21 protein-coding genes and 1 other annotated feature are annotated in these 21,004 nt (G+C 51.5%); of the genes, 2 read left to right on the top strand and 19 right to left on the bottom strand.

Annotated elements, in window-relative coordinates:
* Nucleotides 1-9: 9 nt before the first annotated feature.
* Together ACL02P_RS04585 and ACL02P_RS04580 are read right to left on the bottom strand one after the other, a co-directional pair.
* On the bottom strand, nucleotides 10-702 hold the full coding sequence (locus ACL02P_RS04585; RefSeq protein WP_412836878.1) for a hypothetical protein: 693 nt from the start codon (nucleotides 700-702) through the stop codon (nucleotides 10-12).
* Nucleotides 699-1,292, bottom strand: coding sequence for a CPBP family intramembrane glutamic endopeptidase (locus tag ACL02P_RS04580; protein ID WP_036645804.1), 594 nt, complete (start codon nucleotides 1,290-1,292; stop codon nucleotides 699-701). The genes ACL02P_RS04585 and ACL02P_RS04580 overlap by 4 nt, the downstream gene beginning before the upstream one ends.
* 69 nt (nucleotides 1,293-1,361) lie before the next feature.
* Between ACL02P_RS04580 and ACL02P_RS04575 the strand changes: the two genes are divergently transcribed.
* Together ACL02P_RS04575 and serA are read left to right on the top strand one after the other, a co-directional pair.
* On the top strand, nucleotides 1,362-2,279 hold the full coding sequence (locus ACL02P_RS04575) for a hypothetical protein (RefSeq protein ID WP_009225851.1): 918 nt from the start codon (nucleotides 1,362-1,364) through the stop codon (nucleotides 2,277-2,279).
* A 181-nt stretch (nucleotides 2,280-2,460) separates the two neighbouring features.
* Nucleotides 2,461-2,688 (top strand) — a binding site (T-box leader).
* Nucleotides 2,689-2,915: 227 nt separating this feature from the next.
* Nucleotides 2,916-4,505 carry a phosphoglycerate dehydrogenase gene (serA, locus tag ACL02P_RS04570; protein WP_009225850.1) on the top strand — a complete coding sequence of 530 codons (1,590 nt, stop codon included), beginning with the start codon at nucleotides 2,916-2,918 and terminating at the stop codon, nucleotides 4,503-4,505.
* 128 nt (nucleotides 4,506-4,633) lie between these two features.
* Here serA and ACL02P_RS04565 read toward each other — a convergent pair whose 3' ends face one another.
* The 17 genes from ACL02P_RS04565 to ribD form a co-directional block, all read right to left on the bottom strand.
* Nucleotides 4,634-6,073 (bottom strand): ATP-binding protein, encoded by a 1,440-nt coding sequence (locus ACL02P_RS04565; protein WP_412836877.1) that lies wholly within the window; start codon nucleotides 6,071-6,073, stop codon nucleotides 4,634-4,636.
* The gene (locus tag ACL02P_RS04560; protein WP_323076748.1) at nucleotides 6,074-6,790 is read right to left on the bottom strand and encodes a response regulator transcription factor; all 717 of its coding nucleotides are present in this window, start codon (nucleotides 6,788-6,790) and stop codon (nucleotides 6,074-6,076) included.
* A gap of 66 nt (nucleotides 6,791-6,856) precedes the next feature.
* Nucleotides 6,857-8,122: a cytochrome c biogenesis protein CcsA gene (gene ccsA, locus ACL02P_RS04555; protein ID WP_412836876.1), complete on the bottom strand. Its 1,266-nt coding sequence runs from the start codon at nucleotides 8,120-8,122 to the stop codon at nucleotides 6,857-6,859.
* Nucleotides 8,119-9,789: a cytochrome c biogenesis protein ResB gene (locus ACL02P_RS04550; protein ID WP_009225846.1), complete on the bottom strand. Its 1,671-nt coding sequence runs from the start codon at nucleotides 9,787-9,789 to the stop codon at nucleotides 8,119-8,121. Before ACL02P_RS04550 ends, ccsA begins: the two co-directional genes overlap by 4 nt.
* A 22-nt stretch (nucleotides 9,790-9,811) precedes the next feature.
* Nucleotides 9,812-10,339, bottom strand: coding sequence for a peroxiredoxin family protein (locus ACL02P_RS04545; RefSeq protein ID WP_260071258.1), 528 nt, complete (start codon nucleotides 10,337-10,339; stop codon nucleotides 9,812-9,814).
* 463 nt (nucleotides 10,340-10,802) lie between these two features.
* Nucleotides 10,803-11,549 (bottom strand): pseudouridine synthase, encoded by a 747-nt coding sequence (locus ACL02P_RS04540; protein ID WP_260071259.1) that lies wholly within the window; start codon nucleotides 11,547-11,549, stop codon nucleotides 10,803-10,805.
* Between the two features lie 134 nt (nucleotides 11,550-11,683).
* The gene (locus ACL02P_RS04535) at nucleotides 11,684-12,217 is read right to left on the bottom strand and encodes a spore maturation protein (protein WP_009225843.1); all 534 of its coding nucleotides are present in this window, start codon (nucleotides 12,215-12,217) and stop codon (nucleotides 11,684-11,686) included.
* A gap of 6 nt (nucleotides 12,218-12,223) precedes the next feature.
* The gene (locus tag ACL02P_RS04530; RefSeq protein WP_260071260.1) at nucleotides 12,224-12,853 is read right to left on the bottom strand and encodes a nucleoside recognition domain-containing protein; all 630 of its coding nucleotides are present in this window, start codon (nucleotides 12,851-12,853) and stop codon (nucleotides 12,224-12,226) included.
* A gap of 47 nt (nucleotides 12,854-12,900) precedes the next feature.
* Nucleotides 12,901-14,100: a D-alanyl-D-alanine carboxypeptidase family protein gene (locus tag ACL02P_RS04525; protein ID WP_323076753.1), complete on the bottom strand. Its 1,200-nt coding sequence runs from the start codon at nucleotides 14,098-14,100 to the stop codon at nucleotides 12,901-12,903.
* A gap of 139 nt (nucleotides 14,101-14,239) precedes the next feature.
* On the bottom strand, nucleotides 14,240-14,731 hold the full coding sequence (gene ytfJ, locus ACL02P_RS04520) for a GerW family sporulation protein (protein ID WP_339299232.1): 492 nt from the start codon (nucleotides 14,729-14,731) through the stop codon (nucleotides 14,240-14,242).
* Entirely contained in the window at nucleotides 14,704-15,387 is a 684-nt protein-coding gene (locus ACL02P_RS04515) for a DUF2953 domain-containing protein (protein ID WP_412836875.1), read from the bottom strand. The genes ytfJ and ACL02P_RS04515 overlap by 28 nt, the downstream gene beginning before the upstream one ends.
* Before the next feature lie 203 nt (nucleotides 15,388-15,590).
* Complete coding sequence (scpB, locus tag ACL02P_RS04510) at nucleotides 15,591-16,256, bottom strand: SMC-Scp complex subunit ScpB (RefSeq protein ID WP_323076758.1); 666 nt, start codon at nucleotides 16,254-16,256, stop codon at nucleotides 15,591-15,593.
* A complete protein-coding gene (locus ACL02P_RS04505) occupies nucleotides 16,225-17,022 on the bottom strand; it encodes a segregation and condensation protein A (protein WP_016311754.1) in 798 nt (265 codons plus the stop codon). The genes scpB and ACL02P_RS04505 overlap by 32 nt, the downstream gene beginning before the upstream one ends.
* 118 nt (nucleotides 17,023-17,140) lie before the next feature.
* On the bottom strand, nucleotides 17,141-17,608 hold the full coding sequence (ribE, locus tag ACL02P_RS04500; protein ID WP_009225836.1) for a 6,7-dimethyl-8-ribityllumazine synthase: 468 nt from the start codon (nucleotides 17,606-17,608) through the stop codon (nucleotides 17,141-17,143).
* 62 nt (nucleotides 17,609-17,670) lie between these two features.
* Nucleotides 17,671-18,912 carry a bifunctional 3,4-dihydroxy-2-butanone-4-phosphate synthase/GTP cyclohydrolase II gene (locus ACL02P_RS04495; protein ID WP_016311753.1) on the bottom strand — a complete coding sequence of 414 codons (1,242 nt, stop codon included), beginning with the start codon at nucleotides 18,910-18,912 and terminating at the stop codon, nucleotides 17,671-17,673.
* Nucleotides 18,913-19,059: 147 nt separating this feature from the next.
* Nucleotides 19,060-19,734, bottom strand: a complete 675-nt coding sequence (gene ribE / locus ACL02P_RS04490; protein ID WP_260071264.1) for a riboflavin synthase — start codon at nucleotides 19,732-19,734, stop codon at nucleotides 19,060-19,062.
* Nucleotides 19,734-20,855, bottom strand: a complete 1,122-nt coding sequence (gene ribD / locus ACL02P_RS04485; RefSeq protein WP_412836874.1) for a bifunctional diaminohydroxyphosphoribosylaminopyrimidine deaminase/5-amino-6-(5-phosphoribosylamino)uracil reductase RibD — start codon at nucleotides 20,853-20,855, stop codon at nucleotides 19,734-19,736. Before ribD ends, ribE (ACL02P_RS04490) begins: the two co-directional genes overlap by 1 nt.
* Nucleotides 20,856-21,004 lie beyond the last annotated feature (149 nt).

Below are 21,004 nucleotides of genomic sequence, written 5' to 3'. Positions count from 1 at the left end.
TTGAGTTTTTTATAAACCATGGCTTTTTCCCCACGGCGAATCGCTTAAGCCCCACCATAACAAATAAATCAGAATAATGACAAAAGCATAAAGAAGTGAATTATAAAACCAACGGGTCATTTTAACACGTTGTGACGGAAACAGCTCCTTGCGTGTTGGCAGCTTGTCCAAATCGGGCTCTACCTCCAACAGGGTAGATAAAGGTCTCTGCGCATTACCAAAATGCTCGATACCATGTAGCGGATGGGAACCCTGCGTTGAGTTGAAGGATGACCGCTGAACCGGCTCTTTGAGTTTAGCTAATGCAGCAACAGCTGCAGATTCAAATTTACCGTCATCCGCCGCCTTCGTCTTGGGAGATCCGGGCTCCGTTGCAGCTTGCAGCGCATCCCTATCCTTCCAAACTGCAGCCTCAGATTTACGCGGAATAAGCAGCCGAACCATCGTCTCATCGCCAATGACAGGCTTCTTCTGCACAGGAGTGGTTTCCTCATCAGCGATCAAGAAGGGAAAAGGCTCCTTTTTCAGGCTGCTACGGGGTCGAACAGCGGCATACGTCGACTCGGCGTTCACCGCCGCAGGCTCCGGCGTGAGTTCAGCCGTCGCCATGCCGGAGGCCAGATTCCGCGATTGTATGGAAGCATTGCGTTTCATTCGATTTTGCTGACCGTAACGGTCCATTCGGCTCAAATGCTCGTTCATGACTCCCTCCGAAATTTAATCACCAGGCCTGATACAAGATCAATCAAGAAGTGACATAAGATCGGCGCCCAAAGCGTCCCCGTTTGTACATAAATAAATCCGAGGCCGTAGCTGCTCGCAAACACCCATGCCGTCGGAATCCAATGCCGAAGATATCGGACATGGATCGCTGCAAACAGGATGCTCGTCCAATACGGACCCAGCCCATACTGGATCGCCCCGCGGAACAACAGCTCCTCGCATACGGCAACAACCGCCGCGATCACGACGATATGCCAAATCGGTCGATGACGGAAGAGCAGGGAATTAATGCCCCCATCATCCATACTTTCCTCCGAGATGAACCGGGACAAGAGCATATCCGCCCCGAACATCACAGCCGCAAATCCTGCTCCCCAGTACACAAATTCGACACTATTCGGGAAATTGAACAGATGAAACGGATTTCTTTTCTGAAATAACAAGATCACAAGACCGATAAGTAATGTAAGCCCTTGCGTGAGATATAAATTAATGAGCAACAATCGATCGTTTAACTGACCGGGGTCGACTTTTTGTATTTTTACATCGCGCAATTTGAACTTTTTCATAGTTTTTGTCAAACCCTGTCCTTTATAATATTTTAACGCATTCAAATCAATATAGTAAGGAGCATAAGTATGATTCGAAAAAATAACACCAAATTTGAAATGCTGTTCTCGCTTGGATTTCTCGCCTTGTTGATTACCGCGTTTGGGACGTTCTTTCTTGGGCTCAATCTCGGGATCGACAAGACGGAAGCCAAATATGCGAATCTCAAAGCAATAACGTTTCGAGAGGAAAACGAGACCTCCTATCAGCAACAGGATTTGGTCACGTTCTACTATGTGGTATTCCAGCCATATCAGCAATTTAAAGAGGACTACCTCACGCTGATCGAAGACATCACCCACAGCTCCAAGCCGGTATCGTCGGACAAGCTGAAGGACATCCGCGATAAGGCTAAAGCCAGCTATGAACAAATTGCCGTACAATCCATCGCCGACTCCTCCCCCTTGCTCAAGGAGGCCCAAACCGACTATTTAAAGAGTCTGAAGCTGTTTGAGGAAAGCATGGACCAGATCAAATCTAAGGCAGGGAACAAGAAAGGCATGGAGCTGGCCAAAATCATCAATCAAGACGAGTTCACCGTGAACGCCAAAAAGTATGGGCTGCAGGCGCAAAAGAAATATTATGCCTCGATGCTGAAATGGACCGCCAAAACCAAAAGCGGCGTTTCTGCTGACTATACATACAAAGAGAACATCGGAACTAAGGAATGGTCCGGTTATTCGCTTGCTGTAAAAAATAAAGCCGTCACCGATATGATGGTGAACGAGCAGCTTTATGTATCCTATTTGCCGCAGGACTTCACGGCCAAAATCGATCAGTTGATCAGCAGCGGAAAAGCCGATGCGCTTAAATTGAACTCCATCGGCTCTATTGTTAAGGTTTTAATTGAAACGGATGCCGTGAAGAGCAAAGAATTTGTAAAATGGAAGTCAACGTATTACGCCTCCGAATCGTTGCCGGAGCTGCCGTTCTTTGCGGAGAATTAAGCCATTTCGCTGTCCGCCGGAATCAGACGCTTTTCGACATTAGTAAAATCATAACCAAAATTTCGGACGGATTCAAGTTTGGGCAAAATCCGAACGACAAACACCTAACTTTGTAAAAATGTTCAGGTTGGTGTTGACACTTTGCCAAGGCCCGTGTTACATTATGAAAAATTACATCTCATGAAACACTTTGAAGGAAAGAAGCCTTCGGAAAGCTTCCAGAGAGTCGGTGGTGCTGCAAACCGGCAGCGGAACGAATGGCTTTAGCGCTCCTGAGTCGCTGCGTTGAAATGAAAGTAGGCGCAGCCGGTGAACCCGTTATCGTTCTTGTCAGCAATGACAACTGAGGCTGCTTTCTGCGAAGGGGCAGCGAATTAGGGTGGTACCACGAATAACTCTCGTCCCTTACTACGGAAGTAGTGTGCGGATTGAGAGTTTTTGATTTATTTAAATCCGTTTAAGCGACGCCAACTGCCTTCCAGGCGTCCTTGGGCACCTTGGTTCTTTGGTGCGGTAATCGGACACAGCGTCAATGAAGAAACTCAACCACATCAGCTTATGCTTCCGAAGATAGCAATACTTGCTATCTTTCAAGGAGGCCTTGCTATATAAAACTTTTAGGAGGGTCAAATCATCATGTTTAAAGTTTTAGTATCGGATCCGATCAGCGACTTAGGAATTCAGCAGCTGATGGATGCAGCCGACGTTGAGGTCGACAAGAAGCCAGGTCTCAGCGAAGATGAATTGGTGCAGATTATTCCGCAATATGACGGTCTCCTGGTCCGCAGCCAAACGAAAGTCACCGAAAAAATCATGGAAGCCGGAACCCGCTTGAAAGTCATCGGCCGCGCTGGCGTTGGGGTCGACAACATCGATCTGGAAGCGGCGACGAAACGCGGAATTATCGTCATTAATGCTCCAGACGGCAATACGATTACGACTTGTGAACATGCCTTTGCGATGATGATGGCGCTGGCCCGTCATATTCCGCAAGCCTATGCGAAGACGATCAAAGGCGAATGGGACCGTAAATTCCTTGGCGTCGAGCTGCGCAACAAAACGTTGGGCGTGCTGGGCATGGGCCGGATCGGCAGCGAGGTTGCGAAGCGTGCCAAAGCGTTTGGCATGGATATTCTCGGCTATGACCCTTTCCTTACTGAAGATCGGGCGGAGAAGCTGGGTGTGAAGCTGGCCACCGTGGACGAAATCATCCGGAATGCGGACTTTATTACCGTTCATACGCCGCTCACACCGGAGACGAAGCATATGATCGCCCGTCCTCAATTTGAAGTGATGAAGAAAGGCATGCGCATCATCAACTGCGCCCGCGGCGGCATCATTGACGAATTGGCGCTGGTTGAAGCGATCGATCAGGGGATCGTAGCCGGGGCTGCCTTCGACGTATTCGAGAAAGAACCGCCGGAAGCCGACCACCCGTTCCTTCATCATCCGAAGATCATCGTGACCCCGCACCTTGGCGCTTCTACCGTGGAAGCACAAGAGAATGTGGCTATTGACGTATCCGAGCAGGTGCTCCATATCCTGCGCAACGAACCGTTTAAGAATGCAGTTAATATGCCGCCGGTTGCAGCCAGCGTCATGAACAAGCTGCAGCCTTACTTCGGGCTCGGCGAGAAAATTGGTATTTTCCTGTCTCAATTGAACAATCAGGCTGTCAAAGAAATTCATGTCGATTATGCCGGTGATCTGGCGGAAGTGGATACGCAGCCGCTGACCCGTTACATTATCAAAGGTGTGTTGTCCCGTCATTTCGGTGGCGACGTGAATATCGTTAACTCGATGCACCTGGCGAAGGTCCGCGACATTAACGTAGTGGTATCGCAGGCTTCGGCTACCAAAGGCTTCACCAACCTGATCTCCGTGACGCTCAAGGCTCAGGACGGAGCGGAGCGCCGGGTCGCTGGTACGCTGCTGAACGGATACGGTGCACGCATTGTCCAAATCGACAAGTTCCCGGTTGATGTCGCGCCGGAAGGCCATCTCATCTTCATCTCGCATAACGACAAACCGGGGATCATCGGGCATGTCGGTACCTTGCTCGGGAAGAACGTTGTGAACATCGCCTCCATGCAGGTCGGACGTAAGCTGGTCGGCGGCGAAGCGATCATGGTTCTAACTGTGGATAAAGCAGTAACGAAGGAAGTCCTGGACGAGTTGACGAAGCTTCCGGAAATCAATAAAGCACAGCATATCATTTTCGCGTAACGGCGCGAATCAAGATAACACGAATATTCATGAGGCCGTAGATCAATCATTGTTCCACGATGAACAAGATTTATCTGCGGCATTCAACAAAAAAACATCCCTCTTCGCGAAGGATGTTTTTTTTGTTATCACGTAGTTTGTTCCGATTCGACAGGAAGCAAGAAATGAAATACGGTGCCCTTGCCGATTTCACTATCGGCCCAAATGGAACCGTGATGGGCTGCGATGATATTTTTGACGATCGAAAGCCCCAATCCCGTCCCGCCGTTCTCACCGCGAACCCGTGCTTTATCGGCTTTATAGAAGCGATCAAAGATATATCGCAAATCTTCGCTCGGAATGCCTACACCGGTATCCGATACGGCTACGTGAAGCTGCTTGCCCATTTCGCCGGTCTCCATATGAGCCTTGACCGTAACCTTTCCTCCTTCCGGCGTATGCCGGAAAGCATTGTCCAGCAGATTGGTCAGCACCTGCTCCAAACGGTCTTCATCGGCTTGCAGCTGCAGCTCTCCGTCTTCCAGCTCCAACACAAGCTCAACCCCGTTATCCTTGGCCCGGACCTGAAATTTACGGTCCACCCGCTCCGCCAATTCACGAAAGTCGATCTTGCGCATGACCATATCCGTATGACCTGCCTCCATCCGGGCCAGGTCCAACAAATCGCGAACCAGCCGTCCCATCCGCAGGGATTCGTCATAAATGACTTGGGCGAGCTCAGCGCTCTCTTCCGGCGAAGAAGCCATACCGTCGAGCAGCGCTTCACTGTACCCCTGCATCATCGAGAGCGGAGTCCGAATTTCGTGAGACACATTGGCCACGAAGTCGCGGCGCATCTTCTCCAAGTTGACTTCTTCGGTTACATCCCGAAGCACGGCAACGGCTCCGCGAACCTCGCCGTCCGAGGACAGCGGCGCCATATGTACGGACCATACGCCTTTCATAACGTGTACATTCATCTTCTGGTCGCTCTCTTGAACCAGCAAACGGCGGAACATCGGAAGCAGCGGTTGCGGAACCATCTGCCCTTCCCCGGCAGAGGCAGGTAAATCCTCCTCCCCATCCTCCGTCAGATCGCCCCAGAGCTGCAAAATCCGATCGCCCGGCGGGTTGGTCAAAATGACGGCGCCCTCGCGGTCCAACGTGATCACCGCATCATTCATGCTCCTTAGCACGCTGGAAAGATGTTCTTTCTCATGCTTTAAGCTGCGAATTGTATTTTCAAGCTCTTCCGCCATATGGTTAAACGTATTTGCCAGTTCACCAATTTCGTCGCTCGTACGCAGAGACAGACGCGTGTCGTACTTGCCCTTGCGCACCGAATCCGCAGCCCGGATCAACTGCTGCATCGGTTGCGTAATCTTCGTGAACAGAAACAAGGCAAAAAACGTTGTGAGCGAAAATCCGATCATCGAGACGATCACAAATAATCGTTTAACCGCTCCAGAGTTCGTAAAGTTCGTATCAATATAGGGCAGCAGGAACAGGCCCATCAACATCAGGACGCAGGCTACCAAGCAAATGATCGTAATCCACAGCTTACCAACGAGCGTTCTCCAGAAGTTCACTTACTTTGGAACCTCCAGCTTGTATCCGACGCCCCACACGGTCGTGATCATGGCGGCGGACTCCGGCGACACCTTGTTCAGTTTCTCCCGAAGCCGTTTCACATGGGTATCCACCGTACGCAAATCTCCGAAAAACTCGTAGTTCCATACGTCCTTCAGCAGCTCTTCCCGGGAAAACACCTTATCCGGCGATACTGCCAAATAATGCAGCAGCTCATATTCCTTCGGAGTCAGGCTGACTTCCTGCCCGTTTGCAGTCACCCGATGGGCATCATGCTCAATCACGAGATGAGGGAACACGATATTGTTGCTAGTTCCGCTTTCCTTCGTCAAATAAGCCGTTGCGGAAGCGCGGCGCATGATCGCTTTAACCCGGTAGATGACTTCACGAGGGCTAAACGGCTTCACGACGTAATCGTCCGCCCCAACTTCAAAGCCCTGCACGCGGTTGATTTCCTCGCCTTTGGCCGTCAGCATCAGTACCGGCGTTGCTTTTACTTGTCTCAATCGATTGCAGACCTCGACGCCGTCAATCCCCGGAAGCATCACGTCGAGCAAGATCAAACCATAGTCGTTGGAAGTCGCCAATTTCAGGGCGGTCTCCCCGTCTTCGGCTTCATCGATTTCGTAGCCTTCTTTTTCCAAGTACATCTTTAGCAGCCGGCGAATCCGCTCCTCGTCATCGACTACCAGAATGCGGTTTGTTTGATCTGACATTTAACAACAACCCCTTCATCATCTTACCCAATCAGTTGAGCAGTCCATATGGTATTATTGCCTGAGTTAATCGGTACCCGCGTAGGAGTGCAGCCCCGCTATGATCAGATTTACCCCAACCAGTGTAAACATCACGACGAGAAATCCCAGAACAGCCAGCCACGAAGACTTGAGCCCCTGGAAGCCACGCGACAAGCGCAAATGGAGGTAAGCACTGTAAAATAGCCAGGTAATCAGCGCCCATACTTCCTTCGGATCCCAACCCCAGAATCTGCCCCAAGCTTGCTGCGCCCAGATCATGGCAAATACGAGCGCTCCCAGCGTAAAGATGGGAAATCCGATCGCAATCGCCCGGTAACTGATCTCATCCAAATCATCTGGGTCGATTCCCCGCAGTGCGGGCGATAACGCTGTGCCGAGCGGCTTGCGCAAAATTAACCGGAGCAGCAAATAAAGTACGGTACCCGTTAGTATTGCCCAAATTATTGTATTCAGTTTGCGGCCGGCCGTTTCCCCTCTCATCCAGGAAGGAGCATCAAACAAAGGCTTCTTCATGCCGAGGAACGGCTGAATGTGCTCCGGCTCGCTTTGATGCGGACCAACGATCGGTGGCAGATTATAAATTTCTTTATCTTCTATTGTACTATCCTGCTCCACTTGGGTGTCAATCGTTGTCTGATTTTGTACGAAGACAGCTTCATATCCGGCTGCCCGGAAGGCAAAGACGGATACAATGAAGCCCAATACTATAATAATAGAAAAAAGCGTAAATTCAACCCACCATTTTTGACGGCGGCCTGCCTTATCGGTCGCTTTAAAATCCACGGCCCTTAGCAGGTACATTAACCCTGCTACAAAACCAACGGCAAAGAACGCCTCGCCGGTAGCCGCCAGCGTTACGTGGATATAAAGCCAAATGGAACGCAGCGATGGAATCAGCGGCTGAACGTCCTGCGGGAATACAGCAGCGTAAGCCATAATGATAATCGCCAGCGGGAGTGCAAACATCCCAAGCAATATTTTGCGATAAATGATAAAGACAATAGTGAAGGCCACCATAATCATCATGGACAAGAACGTCATGAATTCGTACATATTGCTGACGGGTACATGTCCGCTATACGCCCAGCGGGTACCGCAATAGACAAGATGCGACAGCAACCCAAGCGAGGAAACGGCAAATGAAATGCGTCCCCAATTCTTCTCATGGCGCTTCGGGTCGCGGTTGCGCCACGTCTTGCCTGTTACGGCCACTACATAAAAAATAAAAGCCGCACAATAAAGCAAAAAGGCCGTCATAAATGCGACTCTGCTGATTTCCAAAAAGTTCATGGATGTTTCCCCCTATTTTCCAATGACTTCTCATCCGCTTCTACACCCATCGATTGGAGGAATGCGGAAACTTCGCGGCGCATGCCAAACCAATTCTTGGTCGTATGTCCGCCCAGCGTCAGCTGTCGGCCATCGACACGCAGCCATATGCGGCGATGCTGCCAGTAAAACCCTAAGACCAGTCCAAGCATCACGATCCCAAGACCCAGCCAAACGAACGGCATCGCCCGGTCAACCCGGATGTTCAAATAACTGGACGCTTCGATAAAGTCGACGTCTTCCATCCCAAGGACATCCAGCCGCAGCTTCGATTGTACGCCCCCAAGCTGCTCGTTAATCGCATCCTGCTGGAACCGCTCCTTGTCAACCTGTTTAGGAAAATAAATGTACTGTGCGCCTTCCTCCGGAAGATCCGGTCCTTTGATCAAAAATAAAAAGGCAGGCGCGTTAGGCTCGCCGGAAATGGATACCGGCTTTCCCTCGTCGTTCAGGGAAAAATCCATATATTTATTTTGCAGCGTTAACCGGTAAGGGCCAACTTCATACTCACGCTGGGGATTTCTCATGTCCAATTTGAATTTACCGTAGGATTTCCCGGTTTTAACATCCACTAAGGCTGGCTGCACCGATCTTAGCTTCGGCGTGAGATCAAAGTCGAACTGATACGCTTGAAGTCCTTTGTAACTGAGCGGATCGTTAACCCGAATGGCATGACGCTTGACTTCGCGAAGCTGCGGCTCCTTCGAAGGATCGTCGCAATCCGCCGTGCATTCATACAGTACGGCTTGGGTCTCAAACAGCTTCGGCACAACCTTGCCTCTGGCTTTAAATTCCTCGGACATTTCGTCCTCGCTGTAATATTCAACCGTAAACTTCTCATTTTTCAAATAAAGGTTCGTTTCGGGAATATGCGTGATTTCGCCTTCAGGGAACCAGTAATGTTTGTCCAGATGCAGACCCGGCAAACCGCGGAACAAGACCGCCAGGAGAAAAACGATCAGTCCGATATGAATAATGTAAGGGCCCCAGCGGCTAAACCGCTGTTTCTCTGCCAGCAAGGCGCTGCCGTCTGTATAAACCCGGTAATGCTTCTTTCGCAACGGTTGGACGGCTCGCTGAACCCATTCCGCGCCATCTTCGTTGATTTCCCCTTGATAAACGATTTTCTGCCGGGTGAGAAATTCCAGGTGTTTGCGCACTTTTTGCTTTGAAAGCGCTTTGTAAAGCGGAAGCACGCGATCCAGACTGCAGATCACGAGCGAAGCTCCGATCATCACCAGCAGCAGTATAAACCACCAGGACTCATACGTATGGGACAAGCCCAGCCGGTAATAAATTTCGCCGATCGTTCCGTACTTGTTCTTGTAATAGGTAGAAGGATCGAAATTAATAAAGTTGCTTTCCTGTTCAAATATCGTGCCTAACATCGCACCAATCAGTGTGATGATGATCAGATAAATCGCTACCTTGACGGAGGAGAAGAAGTTCCAAATCCGGTCAATGAAATTGGGATTGGTCCGCTGCGACCGCCGGGCGACCCCGTCGTAACGCATCTCCAGCAGCCCGCCTTGCTGATCCTCCTCAAGCAGCGGTTTGCCGCAGGCTTCGCACAATACGGTTCCCACCCGGTTTTGGTGGCCGCATTCGCATTTTGTGTTTTCGATCACCGATTATGTCCTCCTCTCGCCGTCAAAGCCCCACCAGCTGCTTGATTTGGTCATCCAACGTATCCAAATTCAGCTCGCCTTGATGAATGGAGGTAATTTTGCCGTTCTTGCCGATAAAGAACGTCGTTGGCATCGGCACGATGCCGTAATCGCGCGTTGTCGTATTGTCGGAATCAAATAAAATGGGAAAATCCACGCCCGTCTGCTTGACGAAATTTTGTACGGTCATCTCGTCTTCGCCCGTGTTGATGCCCAGGACGACGACGCCTTGATCGCGCCATTTTTCCCATTGGGCTTGTAATGCGGGCATTTCTTTCACGCAATAAGTGCACCAGGTAGCCCAGAAGTTCAAGACCACCGATTTGCCCTTATAGTCGTCTAACGTATGTACCTGTCCATCCAAACCGAGCAGTTTAAACGCCGGCGGATTCCCGCCTTGTTTAGGTTTATCGGCCTCGCCGCCGGACACTGCGGTCCCGATCGCATATCCGCCTAGGATGACGATCAACAGCAAGATGACGATTTGGATCGGCCGTCTCGCCTTCCCCATAGTTAACTTCCTTTCTATGAAAAATATCATGAAGTGTTGAACAAATCGTGAACACTCTATGAACATTATATCGGAATTCGCCGCAGTTTCAGCCCGGGGAAATATGAATATTATGTGACGCGCTAGAAATGAGGTGAAAATGCGATGAAAGGGCGGTAAGGTGAAAAGATTCGTATGATCCTGCTATCGCTTATAGGCCTTGATGTTGTTTGAACGACAGGTTAGCTACGACTGGGGCAACCGGGCAAAATGTTCTTACGATCGCTGTTGCTCGCGGAATTCTTAATCATAACAAGTTCAAGGTAGAATTCCGCTCACAAAGGCGAACTCTCCGCTTCTCCAGAATCATTTTCCCCTTTTGCCATTCTCCGTATTTTTGTTCAATCTACAAGGCAAGACCTTGACGCTTCGCTGTTCAGAATCGTTCCACCCTGTTGCCTTTCGCCTCCAGTTCACCGCATTTCTAGCGCTTTGGAGTGGGGGGAGTAGTGGTGCGGGCGAGTTTGTAGAGGCTGTCGACTTCTTCTTTGGTCAAATGGCGGTACAGGCCGCGTTTGAGGTTACCCAGAACCAAATCACCAAAGGAGATGCGCTTGAGCCGTGTCACCGGGTGCGAAATCGCATCAAACATGCGGCGCACCTGACGGTTTCGGCCCTCATGAATTGTGATCGAGATGGTTGCGTATTTCTCCTCCGGATCGATGTCATAGTACTCGACCTCGGCTGGAGCCGTCATACCATCCTCCAACATCACACCTTGCTTCAGCTTGTCCAGCGCCGTACCGTGCGGCACCCCTTTGACCGTTGCGAGATACGTCTTCGGTACATGATGCTTCGGATGCGTCAGCAGATGCGCAAATTCGCCGTCATTGGTCAGCAGCAGTAAACCTTCCGTATCATAGTCGAGCCGGCCTACTGGATACACCCGCTCCTTGATTCCTTTTAAGTAGTCGGTGACGATTTTCCGGCCTTGGGGATCGGAAGCGCTTGTGATGACGCCTTTTGGTTTGTTGAACATCAGGTACAGCTTCTTCTCCGCGCCGATCGGCTTGCCGTCGACGGTAATGACGTCCACAGACGGATCAGCTTTCGTGCCCAGCGTCGTGACGGTCTCACCGTTGACTTGAACCTTGCCGCTTAGAATCAATTCCTCGCATTTACGGCGCGATGCCACACCGGCAGCGGCCAATATTTTCTGTAATCTTTCCATATTTGCATTAGTCACCTCATACACATGATACCCACCTCATGGAAAAATCACAATAGCGGCCCCAATAAACCGCAAAAACCGCCTCATCAGCGAAGGGCTGCGGGCGGTTCACAAACCTAAACGATATGTAGATATTAACCGAATAAGAGCAAGCAAACGACAATCGCTGCGATAAAGCCAACTACATCCGAAAATAACCCCACCTTTAGGGCATAACGTCCGTTCCGGATCCCCACGGCACCGAAATACACCGTTAAGACGTAAAGCGTCGTGTCGGTACTTCCTTGGATGGTGGAAGCAATCCGGCCGATCATCGAATCCGGACCATAGGTTTTGATCAGGTCCGTTGTAAATGCAAGCGAGCCCGTCCCGGTCAAAGGCCGGAGAAACCCAAGCGGCAACACTTCCGGTGGAACATGAAGCCAGGATAGAAAGGGGGTCATCCACCCGACAAAGAAATCGAGCGCCCCGGAAGCGCGGAATACGCTGATCGCCACCATCATGCCAACCAGATGCGGGATAATCCCGATGGCGGTCGAGAACCCGTCCTTAGCCCCGTCGACAAACGATTCGTAGACCGGTACTTTTTTGAAATAAGCATATAGCGGAATAAAGGCAATCATCACCGGTACGGCCCAAGCAGAAATAAGGTTCACCCAATCGAGCAAAGTGCCTCACCCTTTCAGCGAGATATCGGGTGGCGCCGAGACCTGCGGCGGAGTACGATAAGTGTTCCGTCTGCGATACCAGCGATCGGCAACGATGGCCGCCCCTGTGGCGATGGCCGTCGCAAGCAGCGTCGACCCCACAATTTCTGCCGGATTCGCAGAATGGAAGTTGATGCGGATCGCGATCAGCGTGGTTGGAATCAGCGTAATGCTGGCGGTGTTCAGTGCCAGCAGGGTACACATGGCCGGAGACGCCGTCTGTTTGTCCGGATTCAGCTCTTGCAGTGCCTGCATGGCGCGGATCCCCATCGGCGTAGCTGCATTCCCAAGCCCAAGCAAATTCGCGCTCATATTCGATAAAATATACCCCATGGCCGGATGGTTCTTCGGCACGTCGGGGAACAAATAAGCAACAATCGGCCCGAGCAGCTTGGAGATCGTCTTCACCAAGCCCGAATCTTCCGCCAGCCGCATGATCCCAAGCCAAAACACCAATACGCTGATCAAACCAAAGCATACGGTTACGCCGGTCGCGGCCCCGTCAAACGCCGCTTGCGTCACCGTGCCGATATCCCCTTTGATGGCTGCAAAGAGAAACCCGATCAAAATGAGCGCAAGCCATATTTTGTTGACCATTCTTCCTTCCTCCTTGGCCCAGTCCTGCCTATCTCCCTTAATTACACTCAAACGTCAAACAGCAAGGTTTGCAACACCTTCTTTAACGCCCCGGACCAATCGGAAGGTAATTGAATTACCTTATGGTCCGAGGCAAAACCAAAGGCTCCGCCGACATTCGGCTCGCTTCCCCTCTCCATGAGGGACGGGTTGTAGCTGACCTTATCGTAAACCGGCACCGTGCCGATTTCTTCTCCCTTTAATCGAACGCTGATTCTTCCGCGATAACCAAACGAGCCTGTGCGCGCCTCTACTAGCTTCAGCCTTCTCTCAATCTGACCGACTTCCTCCGGTGCCAACGCATATTTGAATTCCGCCCCGGTAACCAGGCTGTTTTCAATCTCTTGCCCTTTGCCGATCAACGTCGTCAGCGGAAAGTTAGCAAAACCGTAGTCCAACAGCTTGCGGTGATCATTCCAATCATCCCCGTCGTTTAATGTAACAACGGCGATTTGTTGTCCTTTTCGGGTCGCGGAGCTCACCAAACAGCGTCTGGCCGTCTTGGTATAGCCGGTTTTGACGCCGTCCGCCCCATCATAGAAGCGCAGCATCTTGTTCTTGTTCAGCCATTTATAATCCCACGGATCATTGGGATTTGGCGCGGTTTTGCTGGGCGTTCGGACGATCTCCTTAAAATGCGGATTTTTCAAAGCATAGCTTGTCAGCTTGGCCAAATCGTTGGCTGAAGAATAGTGCCCTTCGGCATCTAAACCATGCGGATTTTGAAAATGGGTATGCGTCAGTCCGAGCAGCTTGGCCTTTTCATTCATTAAATAAACGAAGCCTTCTTCCGAGCCGCCCACATGTTCAGCAATCGCTGTCGCGGCATCGTTGCCCGAACGGAGCATCAGCCCGTAGAGCATATTTTCCAGACTCATCTCTTCCCCTAAATGGAGATATAGGGATGAGCCTTCCTTCCCGTACGCGTTCTTCCCAACCGTGACCGTATCCGACAGCTTGCCGTGCTCGATAGCCACGATGGCGGTCATGATCTTGGTCAAGCTGGCGATCGGCAGCTCGTCATCTCCTTGCAAGCTGTACAGCAGGCGGCCCGAAGTCACGTCAATGACCGCAGCGGCCTGAGCATGGATCGATGGCGCAGCGGGAGCAGCTTGTACGGCCTGCGGATTCACCCAAGCGAGCAGCAGAACCGCGGCCAATAAGCGGCAAAGTGTGCGAAATCTGCGGTCATGTGAGTCTTTCTTCATAAGTGGATTCCTCCGGTAACAGGTACTGTAGCGGGTACTTGTTTACTTATATGCAATTTTCCAAGAGAGTATGTCCCACCTGAAATCAAGAAAAAGACCCCTCCCGGCAGCCCGGAAAGGATCAACGGTCAAAAAGCGGTTATGCAAAAGGATTGATGCCGGCTTGGACGGCCGATTCCTGCATCTGAGCGGCTTGTGCTGTTGCCATCGAGGCATTCGCAGATGCATGTTGGTTCGGGAACATGGACTGGATTCTGTCGATGACGCCAGGCAACGTATCGATGATTTTTTCGACAAGATGCGTTTGGTTATCCAGCGGTACAATGTGTACCCCCGGCTTCCCAACGACGAGGAACGCGATCGGATTAATCGATACCCCGCCGCCGCTACCGCCGCCAAACGGACGGGCTTTGCCGTTCTCGGACGAGCCTGTGGCCGATTTATTGTGTTCGTCATCGACAATAAAATCGCTCCCCCCGGCAGCAAAACCGAAGCCCACGCGGCTGATCGGCAAAATCACGCTGCCGTCCGGCGTTTCGACCGGCTCACCCACGATCGTGTTGACATCAACCATTTCCTTGATGTTTTCCATGGCGGTTTGCATTAGTCCTTGAATAGGATGGTCAGCCATTTTTTAACTCCTCCCTTCACTTTTAGCACGCGAACTATAAGTAGCAGTCCAGCATAGATAGCATAACCGCAGCGAATTTGCGCTATGCAGCGGAATTCCGTGGAAAATAACGGCTTGCTGCCGAATACAGGAACCACAAATAATTTAGGTCTTTGCTTCAAAGTAATATAGCGGGTAAGCCAGCCGACAAGCGTCGCTTTAACTCCCCATATTGCCCCCGTTAATGTAGCGGTATGGGCCGCATCCTCTAATGCGATGTTCGTTGACCATTCCAGCTTGCGGAAGGAGACGCGGCGAAGTGTGGATTGAAGCCAGACCCGCAGCCCGCTGGTCGCTTGAAGCAAACGTTCGAACTGATCCATCCATTGCTCGACCTTGTCTTTGTTCACCTCGTGGTCGACGCTGGTGGATTCCTTTTGCAGCACGTTCTCTGGCTGATTTTTCTCGATCTGCACACCGTCACGCCAATTTTTAATCCGGATCGTAGGTACCTGGTAACGTAAGCGAACAAAGCCATAGAGCATCGTAACTTCCAGCAACACCATGTCATCCCGATTTTTCTTGCGCAGGGTCAAATTGAACGTAATGGTAGACAGCAAAATCAAGGCAGCTATTAGCAGCAGCAGGATCAGGATGCCTCCGAGCCAAATCCACACGGGAAAGCCCTCCATACCTATCAGATAAAATACTCCATCGTAGTATGGCTATTCCAAAAGGAAATCATTCGATACGTTTCACGATTTAAGCAAAGTGTTCGATAACAAACTTAATGCGTTTTGGGGCCGAATAACAAACGATCCCGTCTCAATTTGAGCGGGATCGTCGGTTCGTTCTGCCTGCGGTTTCTTTGCGGATGTCCTCATAAATTCCCTGGTTCCGGATCATCGGGATATTCCTCCGGTGACTCCTCCTGCGCAACGAAATCCTGATTCACATCATCAAACGTCAGCTGTTGTTCCTCTAAGCGTTGGAACAGGAGTTGCGTTTCCTCCTCCAGCTCCTCGGCACTTTCGAAATCGGCCAAATCCGGCAAATCCTTTAAGCTGGCCAGTCCAAAATAGTCCAGAAACGCCTTGGTTGTCCCATAAAGAATCGGACGCCCGATCGCTTCAGCGCGGCCAACCTCCTCGATCAAATCCTTGTTCACCAGGGAATGAATCGCCCGCTCGGATTTGACCCCGCGGATTTCCTCAATTTCCACCCGGGTAATCGGTTGTCGATAGGCGATAATCGATAACGTTTCAAGCGCAGCCTGGGATAAGGTCGAACGCGAAGGCGAATAAGCCAGACGTTCGAAATAAGGGGCGTGCTCCGGAAGCGTCGCCAGCTGGTAGTTGCCGGCGATCTGCACGATTTGCAGTCCTCTGCCGGCTCGCTCGAAGGACGATTTCATATCCAGCAGGGCATCGGACACCACCTCTTGCCGCTGCTCCGTCACTTCGGCCAGCTGTTTGAGGCTTAAGCCTTCCTCACCTGCCAAGAAGAGCAACCCCTCAATAATCGATTTCAATTCCTGAAAATTCATCGATACTTCCTTCCCCTCTCCACTCCATAACAATATCGTCGAAAAGCCGGTTCTGATAGCAGACGATTTGCTTCATCTTCATCAGTTCCAACACGGCCAAAAACGTGACGACGATTTCGTGCCGACTCATCTCCGTATGCAGCAGCTTGGAAAAGAGCAACCTGCCGCCTTTCCCCACATGCTCGAACGCGGACACGACTTCCTTCAGCCGGTCCTTAACGGAAATTTCGTCGCGGTGAATCCGCGCCACCGTGTTGCGCTTGGCTGCCCGACGCATCGCCTTCTGGAAGACGGCAATCAAATCAGCAGCATGCAGCCCTTTCACAGGGTTCTCCTGCACCTCCGGCATAAACGGCGTCAGATCCTCCGGTTCTTTCGAGAAAATCAAGCTGCGCTCCCATTCGCGTTCATGCAAATGCGCAGCGATCCCTTTATATTTACGGTATTCGATCAGCTTGCGGATGAGCTCGTCCCGAGGATCCTCTTCCTCCTCAAACAAGTAATCGAAATCATCGTCCATTTCGATGACGGGTGGTTTCGGCAGCAGCTGCTTACTCTTGATCGACAGCAGCGTCGCAGCCATGACCAGAAACTCGCTGGTGACCTCCAGCTCAAGCTCCTGCATGTCTTGCAAATATTCGAGGTACTGATCGGTAATCTCACTGATGGAGATTTGATGGATATCAATCTCGGCTTTATCGATCAGGTGCAATAGCAAATCCAGCGGCCCCTCGAAGGTTTCCAGCTTATACGTTACTGTCGTCAATGAACATCCTCCACCCGTAAGCAAACATGTATGTACATAAGTTTACCTTAAAAATCGGTTGTTGCAAAAGAAAAATGTAGTACCCCTACGGCTCAGGGGTACTACATTAAGATAAGCATTATTGCAGCTGTTTCGTCAAGTTCGCCATTTCGATAGCTGCCAGTGCGGCATCCCAGCCTTTATTTCCGGCTTTCGTTCCGGCACGTTCGATCGCCTGCTCGATATTTTCGGTCGTTACGACGCCAAAGATCGTAGGCACGCCGGTTTTAAGGCCAACGGCAGCAACGCCTTTGGAAACCTCGTTGCAGACATAATCATAATGAGTGGTGGAACCGCGGATGACCGTACCCAGTGTAATGACTGCATCGTATTTGCCGCTCTCCGCCAGCTTCTGTGCCGCAAACGGGATTTCAAATGCCCCCGGTACCCAGGCGACATAAATTTCTTCCTCTTTGGCTCCATGCCGTTTCAATGCATCCAAGGCGCCGGAAAGCAGCTTGCTTGTAATAAATTCATTAAAGCGGCTGACCACGATCGCATATTTTAACCCGTCCGATACTAAATGCCCTTCAAATACGTTTGCCATGATTCATCAAACCTTTCTATTAGTAGAGTTAGATCATTGCTAAGAGGGAGTTTGCTTCGCCTTTAAACGCGAGTGGAGGATTCATCCTGCTCCACATCGTCAAATTTGAGCAAATGCCCTAATTTCGCTTGTTTGGTATGCAAGTACTTGGTGTTATCCTCGTTCTCTTTCATTTGGATAGGTACCCGTTCGACAACCTCCAGGCCATAGCCCTCCAGGCCTTTGATTTTACGTGGATTGTTGGTCATCAAGCGAATTTTGCGGACACCCAGATCCTTGAGAATCTGCGCCCCAATTCCGTAATCGCGCAGGTCTGCCGGAAATCCAAGCTTCAGGTTGGCGTCCACCGTATCAAAGCCTTGTTCCTGCAGTTTGTAGGCTTTCAGCTTGTTAATCAAGCCGATGCCGCGCCCCTCCTGTCGCATATATAGCAGCACGCCTCTGCCAGCTTCCTCAATCTGGCGCAAAGCGGCTTCAAACTGCGGACCGCAATCGCAGCGGTGAGAGTGGAACACGTCCCCGGTCAAGCACTCAGAGTGCACCCGCACCAACACCGGCTCATCGCCGTTGATTTCTCCTTTGACAAGCGCAACGTGTTCTTTATTATCCACATCATTTGTATAAGCGACAGCGCGGAACTCGCCGTAATCGGTTGGCATGCGCACTTCCACTTCGCGATTCACCAATTTCTCTTTCTCATTGCGGTAATGGATCAGGTCTTTGACGCTGATCAGCTTGAGATCATAAGTTTTGGCGATCTCCACCAAATCCGGCAGCCGGGCCATCGTCCCGTCTTCCTTAATAACCTCGCAAATGACGCCAGCAGGATAGGCCCCGCACATCCGGGCCAGATCAACCGCGGCTTCCGTATGTCCAGCGCGGCGCAGCACGCCGCCTTTCTTGGCGATCAGCGGGAACATATGGCCTGGGCGGCGGAAGTCCGATGGCTTGGCGTTGGGATCCATGATCGCCTTCACCGTCAACGAACGCTCATATGCCGAGATTCCCGTCGTTGTATCTTTATGGTCAATGGAGACGGTAAAGGCCGTCCCATGATTATCCGTATTTTGCGCCACCATCGGCTGCAAATCCAACTCTTCTGCCCGTTCCGCCGTAATCGGCAGGCAGACCAGACCGCGGCCTTGGGTGATCATGAAGTTGATCACTTCGGGCGTTGCCTTTTCAGCCAGTGCCACGAAATCTCCTTCATTCTCCCGGTCTTCGTCGTCGACGACGATAATGACCTTTCCCCGCATCAGTTCGTAAATCGCTTCTTCGACCCGGTCTAATACAATGTCACTCATCACTTTCCCCTCCTTAAAGTAAATGTTGATCGTCTGATGTAACAGAACTCTGAGACGTTATTCCTCAACACATTGGGCGATTTGCACTGCTAACGGAACTAGGAGGTCTTATTTAGCGCAGAGCTCTCCGTTCCGTTAAAATCAAATTTAAACGAACCCGTTCGCAGCCAGAAACGGGAGGTTGATTCCCGACTCGCCGCCGCTCGCTTCTTCCGTATCCTGACCGCCTCTGCCGTACTTGAGGAGATGATCCACGTATTTTCCAAGCACATCGCATTCCAGATTCACCGTATCTCCCGCCCGCTTGAAGGCGAGCACCGTCTCGGCTAACGTATGCGGGATGATGGATACCGTAAACGTCCCGCCTTCCGCTTCGACCACCGTTAAGCTGATCCCGTCTACAGCGATGGAGCCTTTAGGAATAATGTATTTGAATAAGGAAGGCTTACTTGGACGAATTTCAAACACGACCGCATTCTGATCCTGGCTCGTTCCAACAATGGTGCCGACTCCGTCGACATGTCCCTGTACGATATGTCCGCCGAACCGTCCATTCGCCGCCATGGCCCGCTCCAGATTCACACGGCTGCCTGGTTTCAAATCCTTTAGATTCGTGTTGCGGAACGTCTGCGGCATCACGTCTACCGTAAAGGAGGAAGCGTCAAACGAGGTGGCTGTCAAGCAGACTCCGTTCACCGAAATGCTGTCACCTAGCTTGATGCCTTCCGTCACAACCTTCGCCGAAATGTTCAGAATCATCGCTTCCCCTTTGCGGCTGATCGATTTCATCGTGCCGATTTCTTCCACAAGTCCTGTAAACATTAGTGATCTCCCTCCTTCACCTGCGCCCAGACCGGTACTCCCCGGATGCACACATTATCCCCGATTTGTTCGACTTCCATGTCGCGCAAGGTCACCGCATCCCGCATTAGATCATACCCGGCAAAGCTAAAGCTCGAGGGCGCTTCAGCTCCTCCGATCAGCTTGGGAGCAAGGAAAAGCACGATCTCATCCACCAGCTGCTGCTCCAATAGCGAACCGTTTAGACGTCCGCCTCCTTCTACGAGTACAGAAGAAATCCCTCGCTGTCCGAGTTGAACGAGCGCGTTCCGTAGATCAACCTGCGGACCGCTGCCGCAGCGGAGAACTTCCGCCCCAAGGTGGATGAGGCGTGCTGCCTTGTCTGGATCAGCCTGTTCCGTCGTCACAATCCATGTGGGAGCTTGCCCATCCCGAAGGACTTGTGCCGTCTCTGGAATGCGGAGCGTCGAATCCGCGATGATGCGAATGGGCGACAATCCCGGAACGGATAACCGGGTAGTCAGCTGCGGATCATCCGCGAGGATCGTCGAGGCGCCTACCATAATGGCCTGATGGCGATGCCGCATCGTATGGACGATTTCTCTTGCTCCCTCGTTGGAGATCCACTTGCTGTCCCCCGTCCGACTCGCCAGCTTCCCATCCAGCGTGCTGGCGGATTTGATCGTCACATACGGCATGCCGGTCGTGATGAACTTAATAAAGCGACGATTCAGCTTCAAAGCCCGTTCACGCAGCACACCAACTTCCACCTCAATCCCGTCGGCGCGAAGCAGCTCAATGCCTTTGCCGGCGACCAGCGGATTTGGATCTTCGCAGGCAACTACGACGCGCTGCACCTTCTCGTGAATCAAGCGCTCTGCGCAAGGCGGCGTTAACCCGTGATGGCTGCAGGGCTCCAAGGTGACATAAACGGTGCTGCCTTCTGCCTGGGAACCGGCCATGTTCAGGGCATGCACCTCGGCATGCGGAGTTCCCCGCTTCAAGTGCGTACCCAGCCCAACCAATGCCCCGTCCTTCACGACAACGGCACCAACGACCGGATTGGTCCCGGTTTGTCCCTGCGCGCGCTCCGCCATGTCCAGCGCTAGAGCCATGTAATATTCGTCGTCAATCACCTTCATCCGCGGTCCTCCTTACACCAATCCGTGAAGCGAAGAATACAAAAACAACCCTGCCGCAATCCGGCAGGGTTGAAATGAGAGTGGTTTTACGCATATCAAAAAGAGCACCTTCGTCTCCTCCCTGTCGCCACGACACGATCTGAGATCGT

The organism is Paenibacillus sp. MB22_1, from assembly GCF_047200555.1.
GTDB lineage: Bacteria > Bacillota > Bacilli > Paenibacillales > Paenibacillaceae > Fontibacillus > Fontibacillus phoenicis.
The sequence above is the reverse complement of the archived record's forward strand: the minus strand, read 5'-3'. Positions and strand labels throughout refer to the sequence as shown.